The organism is Streptomyces antibioticus, assembly GCF_002019855.1.
GTDB classification, from domain to species: Bacteria; Actinomycetota; Actinomycetes; order Streptomycetales; family Streptomycetaceae; genus Streptomyces; species Streptomyces antibioticus_B.
In genome coordinates, this window is record NZ_CM007717.1 from 5201812 (window position 1) to 5216827 (window position 15016).

Consider the following 15016-nt stretch of genomic DNA (forward strand, 5'->3'; position numbering starts at 1 on the left):
GGGTGCCGGGTCTCGGCACGTCAGAACGCTTGCAGATAGACCCGGGCCCGACCGGCCTTGAGTGTCTCGACGTAGATGTCGATCCACTGCACTTTCGAGCGGCGGCCGTCGCTCACGCAGGGCGGGCACACCCCGGCCCAGCGCACTTCCTTCAGCGTCTGCGGTTCAGACAGCCCGAGGTGCCCGAAGCGCTCCCCCTCGGCGGAGTCCCCTTTCCTCACCCGCAGGGGCTCTTCCGAGCGCAGGTCCTCCGCGATGTCCTCGGCTTTCTCCTCGTCCGTGACGAAGGAGAGAAGGAAGATGTCCTCCTGCGGATTGATCTGAACGGCCCCCTCGACCTCCGTAGCCCCCTCGGGCACCGCCACGTTCATGAACGCGACGACTTCGGCCACACCGGCGCTCTCGTCCCACCGCGGCCAGCGCTCATCGGAGGCACGGGCGCCGTCCGCATCCGCGCCGGAACACGCGGTCAGGCAGACGACAACGGCCAGCGCCGCGAAGAACCGGGCGCAGCGACGGATGATCAAGGCCCTCCTCGTACACGGTCTCGTGACCGCCGACCCTAACCGCCGCCCGCATCCCCCGCCTCAGCGGGTGATGTTCCACTGACCGGTGTCGTCCGCGAAGCCGCTGTCCATCGTGAACTGCACCTTGGCCGGTTTCGAGGCGACCGGCACCTCGAAGGCCACGAACCCGAGGCCGGTGTCTCCGGGGGCGATCGTGACGCCGCCGGGGAAGTCCGGGCCCGCCGCCGTCTCGTCGGAGGACGCGTCGAACTGCTGCCCCTGCGCGTCCACCAGCCGCGCCCCGTTGCTCGGGGAGTCCGAATAGACCGCCGTGCCGGTGTTCTTCAGCCGGAACTGGACGGCCACGAAACGTGTGCCGGGGTCGGGGGAGGAGAACTCGTTCGCGGCGCCAGCCGGGTCGACGACCTTCACGACGGTCACGGCGAGCGACTCACCGTCCTCCATTCCCCGGACCCCGAGCGTGTCCCCGACCGACGCCGCCTTCTTGGACGGCGTGGCCGTCGGCGCGGCGGAAGACGGCTGCTCCTGCGCGGCCGAGGTCGGGGAGGTGGCCGGGGCGCTCTGCGGAGCGGTGGTGACCGTCTTGTCGTCGGAGCAGCCGACGGCGGTCACCGTCAGCCCGGCGAGCAGTAACACGGAAAGGCGGCGCATCGGTCCTCCCGGAGGTGCCGGCCGGTGTGGTTGTGTCCATGCTCGGTCCCCGCGCCGGACACCGCACGCCGAGTGCCGGGAAGCGGGAGGTGGGAGGTGGGAGGCGCTTCGGGCGAAGAAACCCCCGTCCCGTAGTGGAACGGGGGGCGGGGGTTTCTCCCTTCGCGGGCGGGTCTGGGTGGGGTCAGGTTTCCAGGGGGTCGAGGGCGCCCAGTTGGGACAGCAGGCCGAGGCGGTCGTACTGCCACCAGCCCTCGGCGATCTTGCCGTCGTCGTCGAAGCGGAAGACGGTCGTGCCGGTCATCGTGACTTCGCGGCCGGTGGGGGGCAGGCCCATGAAGTCGCCGTGGTGGGTGCCGGTGAACGTCCAGCGGGTGCACACGCGGTCGTCCTCGGAGATCTGGTCCTCGATGGTGAAGCGGACGTCGAAGGCGCCGCGCCACATGTCCGCCTCGCGGCGCATCGCGTCCATGCCGATCACGTCCTGCTCGTTGGACGGGTCATGGTCGTGGTAGCTCTCCGCCATCAGTCCGTTCAGCGGCGGCAGTTCGCCCGCGGTGCCCACCGTCTCGAAGAACTGCCGTGCCGTCGCCGCGTACAGCTTCTCGTCCCGTACGACGTCGAGGTCCGTGAACGTCGGCATCTCGTCGCACAGGGCCACCAGCTCGCGGAAGACCTTGTCCGTCTCCGGCAGATTCGAGTTCCGCATCGCCTCCTCGTACGACGGGAACTCCACGATCTCGATGAAGTGCGACGCGTCGGAGCGGTCCTTGCCGACCACCGCGTGCGTCGCCGTCCGCTTGCCCCGGGTCTGTTCGACCCAGGTGTCCATCAGCCGGTCCATCTCGTCGAACCGGCTCGTCTTGCAGTCGATGAGCTGTACGAACGTCATGACGCCGCCTCCGGTCCCCCCGGGTCCGGTGTTGCCTGTATGTCCAGTTTCCCACCGGTCGCCGTTTCCGCACGGGTCACCGATTCGCACCGGTCACTGCGGTCCGTACTTCCGGCCCGTCCGTGACGAGATCCCGCCCAGCAGTGAGCGCGGTGTCACCTTCACCAGCCCCATCAGCGCCTTGTACCGCGGATCGGGGATCGACAGCGACTTGCCGCGCGCCAGATCCGCCAGCGCCGCCGCCACCAGCTTGTCCGCGTCCAGCCACATCCAGCCGGGGATGTTGTCCGTCCCCATCCCGGCCCGCTCATGGAACTCGGTCCGCACGAACCCCGGGCACAGCGCCATCAGCCGCACCCCGCTGTCCGCAAGATCCCGCGCCGCGCCCTGCGTGAACTGCACGACCCACGCCTTCGACGCCCCGTACGTCCCGCGCGGCACGAACGCGGCCACCGACGCCACGTTGACCACCCCGCCGCGCCCCCGCTCCCGCATCGCCGCGGCCGCCGCCGAGGTCAGCCGCAGCACCGCCTCGCAGTGCACCTTGAGCATCGTCAGCTCGTCGGCCATGGACACGTCGAGATAGCGGCCCTTGTTGCCGAAGCCCGCGTTGTTGATCAGCAGGTCGACGGGGTTCTTGCGGTCGCCGAGCCGGGCGGCCACCGCCTCGATGCCGGTGTCCGTGGCGAGGTCGGCGGTGAGCACCTCCGCCTCGATGCCGTGCCGGTCGTGCAGTTCGGTCGCCTGCTCGCGCAGCCGCTCGGTGTCCCGGGCCACGAGGACGAGATCATGGCCGTCCGCCGCCAGTCTGCGCGCGAACGCGGCGCCGATTCCCGCGGTCGAACCCGTGATGAGAGCCGTTGTCATGGCAGAAGGTTAGTGACCCGGAGTCGGCGCGTCCGCCGTCCGCACGCACCCTCCCGACGGCCCTCACCGCGTGCCTCTTCCGACGGTCGCTCAGCCGCCGTACTTCGCCAGGTACTTGTGGACGGCCGCCCGCGTCTCCGAGTGCAGCGCGTCCTCCGCCTCCAGCAGCCGCGGCAGCAGTTCGCGGTGGGTGGTGGTGGCCTGGAACTCCATCCGCGCCGTCACCTCGTGGTCCGGGACGTGCACGATCTCGATCGCGTCCCCCGCGCGGATCTCCCCCGGCTCGATCACCCGTAGATACGCGCCCGTCGCGGCCTTCTGCGTGAACCGCCGGACCCAGCCCTTCTCACCCAGATGCCCCTGGAAGGTCCGGCACGGTATCCGCCCGCCGGTCACCTCCAGCACGACCGTCGGCCCGATCCGCCAGCGCTCGCCGATCCGCGCCCCCGAGACGTCCAGCCCCTCGGTGGTGAGGTTCTCGCCGAACGCGCCGTTCCCCAGCGTGCGCCCCAGCTCGCGCTCCCAGTCGTCGAGGTCCTCGCGCGCGACGGCGTACACCGCCTGGTCGTCGCCGCCGTGATGGCGCAGGTCGCACACCGCGTCCCCGGCAAGACCGCTGCCCGCGACGCCCTTCGGACCCGGCGCCGCGACCCGCACCGGCCCCTCGACCGGCTGCTTGTCGATCCCGGTCACACCCTGCGGGTTGTCGGTGTACGGCACGCTCTTCGGGCGGCCCAGATTGACTGACAGAAGCCTCATGACCGTACGGTACGAGACCCCTGATCAAAGTGTCGACGCAATTTTCGGCGCCGTATCCAAGCTCCGCTTATGCATGGAGCTATGCTCGGAGCATGATCGAGGCCCGTCATCTCCGCGTGCTGCGCGCCGTCGCCGCCACCGGCTCCTTCTCGGCCGCCGGGCGCGAGCTGGGCTGCACCCAGCCGGCCGTCAGCCAGCAGATGAAGGCCCTGGAGGCGTCCGTCGGCACCCCCCTGCTGGTGCGCAGCGGGCGCGAGATGCGGCTGACCCAGGCCGGCGAGGCCCTCGTACGGCACGCGGCCGGCATCCTCTCCGGGCTCACCGCCGCCGAGGAGGAGGTCGCCGCCATCGCCGGACTGCGCGCCGGCCGGGTCCGGCTGGTCTCCTTCCCCAGCGGCAGCTCCACCCTGGTGCCCACCGCGCTGGCCGCCCTGCGCGCCGCCCACCCCGGCACCCGCGTCTCCCTGGAGGAGGCCGAGCCCCCGGAGTCGGTCGAGATCCTGCGGGGCGGCGACTGCGACGTGGCGCTGGCCTTCCGCTACCCGCGCGCGGGCGCCGCCGAGGAGTGGGAGGACCTGGTCGTACGGCCGCTGCTGGCGGACCGGCTGGTCGCGCTCGTCCCCGAACGGCACCGGCTCGCGCGCGCGGAGTCCGTCGCCATCGGCGAACTCGCCGCCGAACCGTGGATCGCGGGCTGCCCGCGCTGCCGCGGCCAGCTCGTGGAGGTGTGCGAGCGCGCGGGCTTCACTCCCCGGATCGACTTCGCCACGGACGACTACCCGGCGGTGGTCGGCCTGGTGGGCGCCGGTCTCGGCGTGGCCGTCCTGCCCCAGCTCGCCATCGAGTCGGTACGGCCGCGCGGCGCACGCGCGGTGCGGCTGGAACCGGCGGTGCGGCGGGAGATCGTCGCACTGACCCTGCCCGACCTGGCCCAGGTGCCGGCGGTGGCGGCGACCCTGGAGCAACTGGAGCGGGCGGCCGCGCCCTCCTGACCCGCCTGACTGAAGCCACGAGAAACGGCGGGCACGAACAACAAGAACGGCGGGCACGCGCGTGTGCCCGCCGTTCTCGGGGAAGCCCGCAGCCCTCACAGGAGCATGCAGAAACGTTCCTTCATGTGTTCGAGGCGGTGTCTCTCGCGCCCGCCGACGCCGACACCAGACGGTTGCGCGCCCGTCCCATCAGCTCCTCGCGCTCGTCCTCGGTCAAACCGCCCCACACGCCGTACGGCTCACGGACCGCCAACGCGTGTGCCGCGCACTGTGCGCGGACCGGGCACCTCATGCAGACCTCCTTGGCCGAGTTCTCTCGAGCGCTCCGAGCCGCCCCGCGCTCACCTTCCGGATGGAAGAAGAGCGAACTGTCCACCCCGCGGCAGGCAGCCAGGAGCTGCCAGTCCCACAGGTCCGCGTTCGGTCCGGGAAGGCGGGAGAAATCTGCCATTGCGTGACCCCTTGTAGCCGTTCAGAGCGGATACGGTGCCCACGACCGTACAACTACGATCTAAGGAGATGAAAATATGACTCATTGCGAATCTAGCCTCAGACACCAGCTAAAGGGAAGAAATGGCGCCAAATGGGGCATGGGTTGTGATGAAAGCTTGAGGGTCCGCGCGGCTCCCTCCACCGTGTCCGCCCCCTCACGTAGAGTGCCGAAGAGTGCACGTAGCCCCGTAACTCTTTCGAGTGACCGTCGTTGAGAGTGCGAGGCGGTTGAAAACACAAACGCTCGGGCAGGCGTCCGAGACGGTCGACCGCACAGGTGACGATTTCGTACCAGCCTGGAGGCACAAGGTGACGCGCATCAGCTGCGGAGGGCGGCCATGACATCCGTCCTCGTCTGCGACGACTCCCCGCTTGCCCGAGAGGCGCTCCGCCGCGCGGTCGCGACCGTGCCCGGCGTCGAGCGCGTGACGACGGCGGCCAACGGCGAGGAAGTCCTCCGCCGCTGGGGTGCCGACCGCTCGGACCTCATTCTGATGGACGTACGCATGCCCGGCCTGGGCGGCGTCGAGACCGTGCGGCGGCTGCTGTCCGCCGACCCCGGTGCCCGCATCATCATGCTCACCGTCGCGGAGGACCTCGACGGCGTGGCCCTCGCGGTCGCCGCCGGCGCCCGCGGCTATCTGCACAAGGACGCCTCGCGCGCGGAGCTGCGGGCGACCGTCACGCAGGCCCTCGCCGACCCGACCTGGCGACTGGCCCCCCGCCGGCTGCGCTCGGCCGAGATGGGCGCCGCGCCCACGCTCACCGCGCGTGAGATCCAGGTGCTCGAAGGCATGAGCCACGGCCGCTCCAACGCGGAGATCGGCCGCGAGCTGTTCCTCTCCGAGGACACCGTCAAGACCCACGCCCGCCGGCTGTTCAAGAAGCTCGGCGCCTCGGACCGCGCGCACGCGGTGGCGCTCGGCTTCCGATGGGGACTGGTCCGCTAGGGCGGACAGGCCCCAGGAGGATCTGCCCGCGCGGCGGTGCGGGCGCTCGGCCGTCCGGGGGACCGGAGCGGTCCCCCAGGCCCGGTCCAGGCGGCTCGACGTCCGCCGGTCACTCAGCGGAGGGAGCGGGGACATGAGCGGAACTCCCAGCTCGGACGGGGTCGGAAGACCGGGGGACGACCCCGCCTGCCGGGCGGCGGGCGGGGGTGGCGCGGGGCCCCCTCGGAGGCCCGCTGCTCGTTTCGCCGCGGATGCCGCATCCTTGAGGTGTGGAGTTCCTCGGGAACGAGTCGGTCGAGCGGAAGGGGAGGGCGCAGGGGATGACTTCCGGCGCACCTGCTCATAACGCTTCGGTGCACAACGACGGGCACGGTGCGGCGGACGCAAGTGCCGCAGTGCACCATGGACCGATGCGCGACGACGAGGCGGTCAACGCCGTGGGCACCATCGGGGCACTCGTCCATCGCGCAGTGGACGGTGACGAGCAGGCCACCCACGACCTGCTCGCCCACGTCCACCCGCTGGCGCTGCGCTACTGCCGCACCCGGCTGTCCCGGCTGCCCGGCGACGCCCGCCACTTCGTCGAGGACCTCGCCCAGGAGGTCTGCGTCGCGGTCCTGCTCGCCCTGCCCCGCTACCGGGACACCGGCAGGCCCTTCGAGGCCTTCGTGTTCGCCATCGCCGCCCACAAGGTCGCCGACCTCCAGCGCGCCGCCATGCGCCACCCCGGCTCCACGGCGGTCCCCTCGGACGAGATGCCGGAGCGCCCCGACGACTCCCTCGGCCCCGAGGAGCGCGCCCTGCTCAGCAGTGACGCCGAATGGGCCAAGAAACTGCTCGCCAACCTGCCCGAGAACCAGCGGGAGCTGCTTCTGCTGCGGATCGCCGTGGGGCTCACGGCCGAGGAGACCGGACAGATGTTGGGAATGTCACCCGGAGCGGTCCGGGTGGCCCAGCACCGCGCCCTCAGCCGGCTGCGCGCGCTCGCCGAGCAGTAGCGGACAGCCCCCGGCCGCCTTCGGTTTCGGCACTTCCTGAGAAGGGAGGCCGCCGATTCCGTACGAACATACGAAGCCCGCACGGGTGTCGAACCGTGGAAGAACCGTGGAATTCGGGGGGTGCGCTTCCCGTTAGCATGGACATCCGCACCGATCAAGGCCATTTGGGGAAGGTGTCATGACTGCCAACGTCGACGGAGTGCCCGCCAAATTCGCGACCCTCGGGCTGACCTACGACGACGTGCTGCTGCTGCCGGGCCCGTCGGACATGGCTCCCGACGAGATCGACACCGCCTCGTACGTCTCCAAGAACGTGCGGGTGAACATCCCGCTGCTCTCCGCCGCCATGGACAAGGTCACCGAGTCGCGCATGGCGATCGCGATGGCCCGCCAGGGCGGCGTCGGCGTTCTGCACCGCAACCTCTCCATCGAGGACCAGGCCAACCAGGTCGACCTGGTGAAGCGCTCCGAGTCCGGCATGGTGGCCGACCCGATCACCATCCACCCGGACGCCACGCTCGCCGAGGCGGACGCGCTCTGCGCCAAGTTCCGCATCAGCGGCGTCCCGGTCACCGACGGCAACAAGAAGCTGCTCGGCATCGTCACCAACCGCGACATGGCCTTCGAGTCGGACCGCAGCCGCCGGGTGCGCGAGGTCATGACGCCGATGCCGCTGGTCACCGGCAAGGTCGGCATCTCCGGTGTCGAGGCCATGGAGCTGCTGCGCAAGCACAAGATCGAGAAGCTGCCGCTGGTCGACGACGAGGGCGTCATCAAGGGCCTGATCACGGTCAAGGACTTCGTCAAGGCCGAGAAGTACCCGAACGCCGCCAAGGACGGCCAGGGCCGGCTCCTGGTCGGCGCCGCGGTCGGTGTCGCCGGTGACTCCTTCGAGCGCGCCCAGGCCCTGATCGAGGCGGGTGTCGACTTCATCGTCGTCGACACCGCGCACGGCCACTCCCGCCTGGTCGGCGACATGATCGCCAAGATCAAGTCGAACTCCTCCGGCGTGGACGTGATCGGCGGCAACGTCGCCACGCGTGACGGCGCCCAGGCCCTGGTCGACGCCGGCGCGGACGCCATCAAGGTCGGTGTCGGACCGGGCTCCATCTGTACGACGCGCGTGGTCGCCGGTATCGGCGTCCCGCAGGTCACCGCCATCTACGAGGCCGCGCTGGCCGCCAAGGCGGCCGGGGTCCCGGTCATCGGCGACGGCGGCCTCCAGTACTCCGGCGACATCGCCAAGGCGCTCGTCGCGGGCGCCGACACCGTGATGCTGGGCTCGCTCCTCGCGGGCTGCGAGGAGTCCCCGGGCGAGCTGCTGTTCATCAACGGCAAGCAGTTCAAGTCGTACCGCGGCATGGGTTCGCTGGGCGCCATGCAGTCCCGCGGCGACCGCAAGTCGTTCTCCAAGGACCGCTACTTCCAGGAGGGCGTCGCCTCCGACGAGCAGCTCATCCCGGAGGGCATCGAGGGCCAGGTGCCCTACCGCGGCCCGCTCTCCTCGGTCGTCCACCAGCTCGTCGGCGGTCTGCGCCAGTCGATGTTCTACGTCGGCGGCCGCACCGTCCCGGAGCTGCAGAGCAACGGCCAGTTCGTCCGGATCACCTCGGCGGGTCTGAAGGAGTCGCACCCGCACGACATCCAGATGACGGTCGAGGCGCCGAACTACAGCCGCCACAAGTGAGCCACCGGCCGACGCGAGCAGGACGCGGCGGCACACGCGTGTGAACGTACGACAAGGGCGGCCCCGGAGCACCGGGGCCGCCCTTGTCGTGCCCGTCGGCGATACTGGAAGACGCTGAACGCATCAGGGAAAGGCCACACACGTGACTGAGATCGAGATCGGGCGCGGCAAGCGCGGCCGCCGGGCGTACGCCTTCGACGACATCGCCGTCGTCCCCAGCCGCCGTACCCGGGACCCGAAGGAGGTCTCGATCGCCTGGCAGATCGACGCCTACCGTTTCGAGCTGCCCTTCCTGGCCGCCCCCATGGACTCGGTCGTCTCCCCGGCCACCGCGATCCGCATCGGTGAGCTGGGCGGTCTCGGCGTCCTCAACCTGGAGGGTCTGTGGACCCGCCACGAGGACCCGCAGCCGCTGCTCGACGAGGTCGCCGGGCTGGACGCGGAATCGGCGACCCGCCGCCTCCAGGAGATCTACGCCGCCCCCATCAAGGAAGAGCTGATCGGCGCCCGCATCAAGGAGGTGCGCGACTCCGGCGTGGTCACGGCGGCCGCGCTCTCCCCGCAGCGCACCGCCCAGTTCTCCAAGGCCGTGGTGGACGCGGGCGTGGACATCTTCGTCATCCGCGGTACGACGGTGTCGGCCGAGCACGTCTCGGGCTCGCACGAGCCGCTGAACCTGAAGCAGTTCATCTACGAGCTGGACGTCCCGGTGATCGTCGGCGGCTGCGCCACCTACACGGCCGCACTGCACCTGATGCGCACCGGTGCGGCCGGCGTCCTGGTCGGCTTCGGCGGCGGCGCCGCGCACACCACCCGCAACGTGCTGGGCATCCAGGTCCCGATGGCGACCGCCGTCGCGGACGTGGCGGCGGCCCGCCGTGACTACATGGACGAGTCCGGCGGCCGGTACGTGCATGTCATCGCGGACGGCGGTGTCGGCTGGTCCGGCGACCTGCCCAAGGCCATCGCCTGCGGCGCCGACGCCGTGATGATGGGCTCGCCCCTCGCGCGCGCGACCGACGCGCCGGGCCGCGGCCACCACTGGGGCATGGAGGCGGTCAACGAGGAGCTGCCGCGCGGCAAGAAGGTCGACCTCGGCACGGTCGGCACCATCGAGGAGGTCCTCACCGGCCCGTCCCACACCCCGGACGGCTCGATGAACTTCTTCGGCGCCCTGCGCCGCGCCATGGCCACCACCGGCTACAGCGAGCTGAAGGAGTTCCAGCGCGTCGAGGTGACGGTCGCGGACTCCGTGCACCGCCGCTGACGCCGTACCGCACGCGCGCGTGTACGTGTGAAAAGGGCCCGTCCGTGGGTACGGACGGGCCCTTCGCGTACGGCGGGTGTTACGCGGCGCCCTTCTTGGCGCCGGAGAACGCGGCGAACGCGCCGATGCCGAGGAAGACGAAGCTCAGCGCGTCGGCCTCCTCGCTCCAGCCCTCGGTGATCAGGTCGAGGTGCTCGCTGAAGATCTCCGTCGCGGAGACCCCGGCGATGTCGGCCATGATGATCCCGATGCCGATGATCTGGCCGAGGTAGACCGCGCCCAGGGCGAGCACCGCGCTCACGACGGGCAGCACCGGGTTGGCGCCGCCGACCTTGCCGGCCGCGAAGCCGACGAGGAGGCCGACACCGACGGCCGCGTAGCCGATCTCGTACTCGGTGGCGCCCACGATGCCGCCGTAGATCCCGGCGGTGACCAGGGCGACCACGAGGGCGGTGAGCAGACCGAGGACGAGGTTGCCCTGGCGCGGGGCGGCCGGGAACGGCGGCGGCACGGCGCCCGGCTGCGCCGCGAAGGGGTTGCCGCCCGCGACCGGGGCGGGAGCCGGGGCCGGCGCCGGGGCGGCGGTCGCGGTGGCGGTGGCGTCCGGAGCGGGCGGGGCGTCCGCGGCCGGCTGGGCGTACGGGTTGCCGTCGACGGGCTGCGGCTCGGACGGGGACGACGGGGCCGGGGACGGCGGAGTTGACTCGGTCATGACAGATATCCCCCCACGGGACGGACGAGAAGAAGAGGGCGGCGACAGGAGCGACGCGTTCTCGCACACGCGTGCGTGCGAGAAGTCGCCGCAGAGTAGCAGGGCATCGCCGCCCTCTTCATCTGTCATTTATCTGCCGTCTTCCGGGCATCCCGCCCGCTCAGAGCCGGTGCGCGGCCCCCGTCGGGGTGGCTCCGCGGGTGTCCAGCAGCAACTGGGCCTTCACGGACAGCCCTTGGAGGTCGTACGTGCGGTGCTGCTGGAGCAGGATCGTCAGATCGGCGTCGGCCGCCGCCTCGTAGTACGAGTCCGCGCGCGGGACCGGGCGGTCCAGGACGCTCCAGGACGGCACGTGCGGGTCGTGGTAGCTCACCGCGGCCCCCAGCTCCATCAGCCGCATCGCGATCTCGCGCGCGGGGGAGCCCTGCTGGTCGGCGAGGTCGGCCTTGTAGGTCACGCCGAGCAGCAGCACGCGCGCGCCGCGGGCCGACTTGCCGTGCTCGTTCAGGAGGGCGGCGGCGCGCTGGACGACGTAGCGCGGCATCCGGTTGTTGACCTGCTGGGCCAGTTCCACCATGCGCAGCGGGCTGCCGGGCTGGCCGGTGCGGTCCAGCGGGACGGAGTGGCCGCCGACGCCGGGTCCTGGACGGAACGCCTGGAAGCCGAACGGCTTGGTCTCGGCGCAGCGCACGACGTCCCACAGGTCGACGCCGAGGTCGTGGCAGAGGACGGCCATCTCGTTGACCAGCGCCATGTTGACGTGCCGGAAGTTGGTCTCCAGGAGCTGCACGGTCTCGGCCTCCCGCAGGCCGCGCGCGCGGACCACCTTGTCGGTGAGCCGGCCGTAGAACGCGGCCGCCGACTCGGTGCAGGCCGGGGTCAGTCCGCCGATGACCTTCGGCGTGTTGGCCGGGGAGTAGGAGCGGCTGCCGGGGTCGACCCGGCTGGGGGAGTAGGCCAGGTGGAAGTCGCGGCCCGCGCGCAGCCCGGACGTCTCCTCCAGCAGCGGCCGCAGCAGTTCCTCCGTCGTCCCCGGGTACACGGGCGACTCCAGGATGACGGTGGTGTGCGGGCGCAGCCGGGCGCCCAGGGTGCGGGCGGCGGCCTCCACCTGGGTCAGGTCGAGTCCGCCGTCGGCGTCGCGCGGGGTGGGGGCGCAGATGACGGCGGTGCGCACCCGGCCCAGCTCGGCGGGGTTGGTGGCGTGCCGGAAGCCCCCCGAGAGCATCCGGCGCAGCTCCGCGGGGCTGAGGGAGCCCGCCTCGGGGCCGGTGCCGGTCCGGTAGCCGAGCGTGGGGATGCCGGCGGCGACCGCGGCCTGGGCCAGGGGCAGGCCCAGGGGGCCGAGTCCGATGACGGCGAGATCTGCGGGCATGGCGTGGGCCGTCCTTCCCAATAACCGAAGCGGGACAGGTGCGCAAGCCCTGTGGACAGGACGAGCGAGCGCAATGTCAGACTAGGAGTAAATATGACCGTTATGTGGGATTGATCGGCTGTGTTGATCTGCCGTTTTGATCTGCCGTTTTGACGTTGTCCACAGGCTGGGGGTGCGTGGTGGCTGAAGCGCGGCAACAAGGTCACAATTCTGGGCATGGGTGATACGGGACGGGCCTCGCCCTGACGGGAGGGGCTCGCGTGACGGACAGCGGGAGGCAGCGGTGAGGACAGCGACACTCGGGCCGGCGCAGCGAGCCGAGTCACTGGCGGCCATGGCCGAGCGCGAACTCGACGTGCTGGTGATCGGCGGCGGCGTGGTCGGCGCGGGCACCGCCCTGGACGCCGTCACCCGCGGCCTGTCCACCGGCCTGGTCGAGGCGCGCGACTGGGCGTCGGGCACGTCGAGCAGATCCAGCAAGCTGATCCACGGCGGCCTGCGCTATCTGGAGATGCTCGACTTCGCCCTCGTCCGCGAGGCCCTGAAGGAGCGCGGACTGCTGCTGGAGCGGCTCGCCCCGCACCTGGTCAAGCCGGTGCCCTTCCTCTACCCGCTCCAGCACAAGGGCTGGGAGCGCCTGTACGCGGGTTCGGGCGTCGCGCTCTACGACGCGATGTCCATGGCCCGCGGCCACGGCCGGGGCCTGCCCGCGCACCGCCATCTGAGCCGCCGTCACGCCCTGCGCGTCGCCCCCGCGCTGAGGAAGGACGCGCTGGTCGGCGCGTTGCAGTACTACGACGCGCAGATGGACGACGCCCGGTTCGTCACCACCCTCGTGCGCACCGCCGTGTCCTACGGCGCGAAGGCCGCCAACCGCGCGCGGGTGACCGGCTTCCTGCGCGAGGGCGAACGGGTCGTGGGCGCGCGCGTGCAGGACGTCGAGGCGGGCGGGGAGTACGAGATCCGCGCCCGGCAGATCGTCAACGCCACCGGGGTGTGGACCGACGACACGCAGGCGATGGTCGGCGAGCGCGGCCAGTTCCACGTCCGCGCCTCCAAGGGCATCCACCTCGTCGTGCCGAGGGACCGCATCAGTTCCACCAGCGGACTGATCCTGCGCACCGAGAAGTCCGTGCTGTTCGTCATCCCCTGGGGCCGGCACTGGATCATCGGCACGACCGACACCGACTGGGACCTCGACAAGGCCCACCCGGCCGCCTCCAGCGCCGACATCGACTACCTCCTCGAACACGTCAACTCCGTGCTCGCGGTCCCCCTGAGCAGGGACGACGTCGAGGGCGTCTACGCCGGACTCCGCCCGCTGCTGGCCGGCGAGTCGGACGCCACCAGCAAGCTGTCCCGCGAGCACACCGTCGCCCACCCGGTGCCCGGCCTGGTCGTGGTCGCGGGCGGCAAGTACACGACCTACCGGGTGATGGCCAAGGACGCCGTGGACGAGGCGGTGCGCGGACTCGACCAGCGAGTCGCCGACTGCGTCACGGAGGACGTGCCGCTGCTGGGCGCGGAGGGCTACCGCGCGCTGTGGAACGCGCGGGCGCGGATCGCCGCGCGCACCGGACTCCACGTGGTCCGGGTGGAGCACCTGCTGAACCGGTTCGGCTCGATGGCGGAGGAGGTCCTCGACCTCATCGCCGCGGACCCGTCACTGGGCGAGCCGCTGCCCGCCGCCGACGACTATCTGCGCGCCGAGATCGTGTACGCCGCCTCCCACGAGGGCGCCCGCCACCTGGACGACGTCCTCACCCGGCGCACCCGCATCTCCATCGAGACCTTCGACCGCGGCACCCGCAGCGCCCGCGACGCGGCCGAGCTGATGGCACCGGTGCTGGGCTGGGACAAGGACCACGTCGAACGCGAGGTCGCCCACTACGAGAAGCGGGTGGAGGCGGAGCGCGAGTCCCAGCTCCAGCCCGACGACCTGACGGCGGACGCGGCACGGCTGGGGGCGCCGGACATCGTGCCGCTCTAGGACGGCGGCGGCCCCGGGGCCGCCGGGTCAGGCCAGCCAGTGGCAGGGCAGGCGGAGGAGGCCGGCGGCGCGGGCGGCGACCGCCTCGGCGTGCGGCGGGACGCCTTCGTCGGCGAGGCCCCTGGTCAGATGCAGATGGAGGGACTGGAGGGTGGCGAAGGTGTTGAACGCCCAGACCGGGACGGGCCCGGGGCCGCCTCCCGCCAGGGCCTTCTCCACCGTGGTCAGCCAGCCGGTGGCCTGCTTGCGCGTCAGACCGGGCGCTTGGAGGACACGCGTGAGGGCACGGGCGAGCCGCGCGTCCTCCAACTGGGCGTACCGGTAGTCGGCCTGCGGGGCCGTCATCCTGCGGGCACAGAGTTCGAGCAGCTCGGTACGGCGGTCGGGCAGGGCCTTGGCGAACGCGGCGATGGCGTCGGCCCCGTGCGCGACGGCGTGCAGCCAGCCCAGCGAGTCGTCCCAGCCGCGTGTGTCCCGCTCCGCCGGGTACCACGCAGAGAAGGCGGCGTACCAGCGCTCCGCTGCCTCCCTCGGCACCAGACCGGGGGCGGCGTGTGCGCGCGTCAGGACGGAGCCGATGACCAGCGGCGCGAAGGTGCGGGCCTGTATGCCGGGGTGGACGAACCGGCCGGCGGCGGTGTCGCCGAGCGTGATGAGGACCCCGTCGAGACGGCCCTCCCTGATCCAGCGGGCCGCGGCGGTGCAGGCGTGGTCGTCACGGATCTGGGGGTCGGGCGAGACCAGCATGGCCGACAGCTCGTCGGCGAGCCGGGACGCCGGTACGGCCTCGGGGAAGGGGAAGCCCCCGGCCGCGAGCGACGGCCAGTCCAAGAGATCGGCGGGATCGGTGCGCATCG

15 protein-coding genes are annotated in these 15016 nt (G+C 71.5%); 6 read left to right on the plus strand and 9 right to left on the minus strand.

Annotation, left to right across the window (positions count from 1 at the left end):
• Positions 1–20: 20 nt before the first annotated feature.
• From AFM16_RS23760 to AFM16_RS23780, 5 genes are all read right to left on the minus strand, one after another.
• Positions 21–527, minus strand: coding sequence for a hypothetical protein (locus tag AFM16_RS23760; protein ID WP_245177777.1), 507 nt, complete (start codon positions 525–527; stop codon positions 21–23).
• A gap of 60 nt (positions 528–587) precedes the next feature.
• Complete coding sequence (locus AFM16_RS23765; RefSeq protein ID WP_078634541.1) at positions 588–1178, minus strand: DUF4352 domain-containing protein; 591 nt, start codon at positions 1176–1178, stop codon at positions 588–590.
• A gap of 184 nt (positions 1179–1362) precedes the next feature.
• Positions 1363–2070 (minus strand): ester cyclase, encoded by a 708-nt coding sequence (locus AFM16_RS23770; RefSeq protein WP_030788162.1) that lies wholly within the window; start codon positions 2068–2070, stop codon positions 1363–1365.
• Positions 2071–2163: 93 nt separating this feature from the next.
• Positions 2164–2937: an SDR family NAD(P)-dependent oxidoreductase gene (locus AFM16_RS23775; RefSeq protein ID WP_078634542.1), complete on the minus strand. Its 774-nt coding sequence runs from the start codon at positions 2935–2937 to the stop codon at positions 2164–2166.
• Between the two features lie 90 nt (positions 2938–3027).
• Complete coding sequence (locus tag AFM16_RS23780; protein ID WP_078634543.1) at positions 3028–3696, minus strand: MOSC domain-containing protein; 669 nt, start codon at positions 3694–3696, stop codon at positions 3028–3030.
• A gap of 92 nt (positions 3697–3788) precedes the next feature.
• Between AFM16_RS23780 and AFM16_RS23785 the strand changes: the two genes are divergently transcribed.
• A complete protein-coding gene (locus tag AFM16_RS23785) occupies positions 3789–4688 on the plus strand; it encodes a LysR family transcriptional regulator (RefSeq protein WP_030788154.1) in 900 nt (299 codons plus the stop codon).
• A gap of 121 nt (positions 4689–4809) precedes the next feature.
• On the opposite strand, the gene AFM16_RS23790 is transcribed toward AFM16_RS23785, so the two are convergent.
• Positions 4810–5139, minus strand: a complete 330-nt coding sequence (locus tag AFM16_RS23790) for a WhiB family transcriptional regulator (protein WP_030788151.1) — start codon at positions 5137–5139, stop codon at positions 4810–4812.
• Between the two features lie 379 nt (positions 5140–5518).
• Between AFM16_RS23790 and AFM16_RS23795 the strand changes: the two genes are divergently transcribed.
• The 4 genes from AFM16_RS23795 (at position 5519) to AFM16_RS23810 (ending at position 10082) form a co-directional block, all read left to right on the plus strand.
• A complete protein-coding gene (locus AFM16_RS23795) occupies positions 5519–6130 on the plus strand; it encodes a response regulator transcription factor (protein ID WP_003948568.1) in 612 nt (203 codons plus the stop codon).
• Positions 6131–6540: 410 nt separating this feature from the next.
• Positions 6541–7128, plus strand: coding sequence for a sigma-70 family RNA polymerase sigma factor (locus tag AFM16_RS23800; RefSeq protein WP_030788147.1), 588 nt, complete (start codon positions 6541–6543; stop codon positions 7126–7128).
• A gap of 178 nt (positions 7129–7306) precedes the next feature.
• Positions 7307–8815 carry an IMP dehydrogenase gene (guaB, locus tag AFM16_RS23805; RefSeq protein WP_078634544.1) on the plus strand — a complete coding sequence of 503 codons (1509 nt, stop codon included), beginning with the start codon at positions 7307–7309 and terminating at the stop codon, positions 8813–8815.
• Positions 8816–8957: 142 nt separating this feature from the next.
• Complete coding sequence (locus AFM16_RS23810; RefSeq protein WP_030788143.1) at positions 8958–10082, plus strand: GuaB3 family IMP dehydrogenase-related protein; 1125 nt, start codon at positions 8958–8960, stop codon at positions 10080–10082.
• Positions 10083–10161: 79 nt separating this feature from the next.
• Here AFM16_RS23810 and AFM16_RS23815 read toward each other — a convergent pair whose 3' ends face one another.
• The gene (locus AFM16_RS23815) at positions 10162–10794 is read right to left on the minus strand and encodes a hypothetical protein (RefSeq protein ID WP_078634545.1); all 633 of its coding nucleotides are present in this window, start codon (positions 10792–10794) and stop codon (positions 10162–10164) included.
• A 160-nt stretch (positions 10795–10954) separates the two neighbouring features.
• A complete protein-coding gene (locus tag AFM16_RS23820; protein ID WP_078634546.1) occupies positions 10955–12169 on the minus strand; it encodes a nucleotide sugar dehydrogenase in 1215 nt (404 codons plus the stop codon).
• A gap of 283 nt (positions 12170–12452) precedes the next feature.
• On the opposite strand from AFM16_RS23820, the gene AFM16_RS23825 reads away from it, so the two are divergent.
• Positions 12453–14159: a glycerol-3-phosphate dehydrogenase/oxidase gene (locus tag AFM16_RS23825; RefSeq protein WP_030788134.1), complete on the plus strand. Its 1707-nt coding sequence runs from the start codon at positions 12453–12455 to the stop codon at positions 14157–14159.
• 27 nt (positions 14160–14186) lie between these two features.
• Here AFM16_RS23825 and AFM16_RS23830 read toward each other — a convergent pair whose 3' ends face one another.
• Positions 14187–15014, minus strand: coding sequence for a DUF2785 domain-containing protein (locus AFM16_RS23830; RefSeq protein ID WP_078634547.1), 828 nt, complete (start codon positions 15012–15014; stop codon positions 14187–14189).
• Positions 15015–15016 lie beyond the last annotated feature (2 nt).

Bases quoted from the DNA above. Each gene is read 5' to 3' on its own strand.
- AFM16_RS23820 (WP_078634546.1), bottom strand. From the start codon at position 12,169: ATGCCCGCAGATCTCGCCGTCATCGGACTCGGCCCCCTGGGCCTGCCC.
- AFM16_RS23795 (WP_003948568.1), top strand. From the start codon at position 5,519: ATGACATCCGTCCTCGTCTGCGACGACTCCCCGCTTGCCCGAGAGGCG.
- AFM16_RS23775 (WP_078634542.1), bottom strand. From the start codon at position 2,937: ATGACAACGGCTCTCATCACGGGTTCGACCGCGGGAATCGGCGCCGCG.
- AFM16_RS23815 (WP_078634545.1), bottom strand. From the start codon at position 10,794: ATGACCGAGTCAACTCCGCCGTCCCCGGCCCCGTCGTCCCCGTCCGAG.
- AFM16_RS23785 (WP_030788154.1), top strand. From the start codon at position 3,789: ATGATCGAGGCCCGTCATCTCCGCGTGCTGCGCGCCGTCGCCGCCACC.
- AFM16_RS23830 (WP_078634547.1), bottom strand. From the start codon at position 15,014: ATGCGCACCGATCCCGCCGATCTCTTGGACTGGCCGTCGCTCGCGGCC.
- AFM16_RS23765 (WP_078634541.1), bottom strand. From the start codon at position 1,178: ATGCGCCGCCTTTCCGTGTTACTGCTCGCCGGGCTGACGGTGACCGCC.
- guaB (WP_078634544.1), top strand. From the start codon at position 7,307: ATGACTGCCAACGTCGACGGAGTGCCCGCCAAATTCGCGACCCTCGGG.
- AFM16_RS23790 (WP_030788151.1), bottom strand. From the start codon at position 5,139: ATGGCAGATTTCTCCCGCCTTCCCGGACCGAACGCGGACCTGTGGGAC.
- AFM16_RS23800 (WP_030788147.1), top strand. From the start codon at position 6,541: ATGCGCGACGACGAGGCGGTCAACGCCGTGGGCACCATCGGGGCACTC.
- AFM16_RS23780 (WP_078634543.1), bottom strand. From the start codon at position 3,696: ATGAGGCTTCTGTCAGTCAATCTGGGCCGCCCGAAGAGCGTGCCGTAC.
- AFM16_RS23770 (WP_030788162.1), bottom strand. From the start codon at position 2,070: ATGACGTTCGTACAGCTCATCGACTGCAAGACGAGCCGGTTCGACGAG.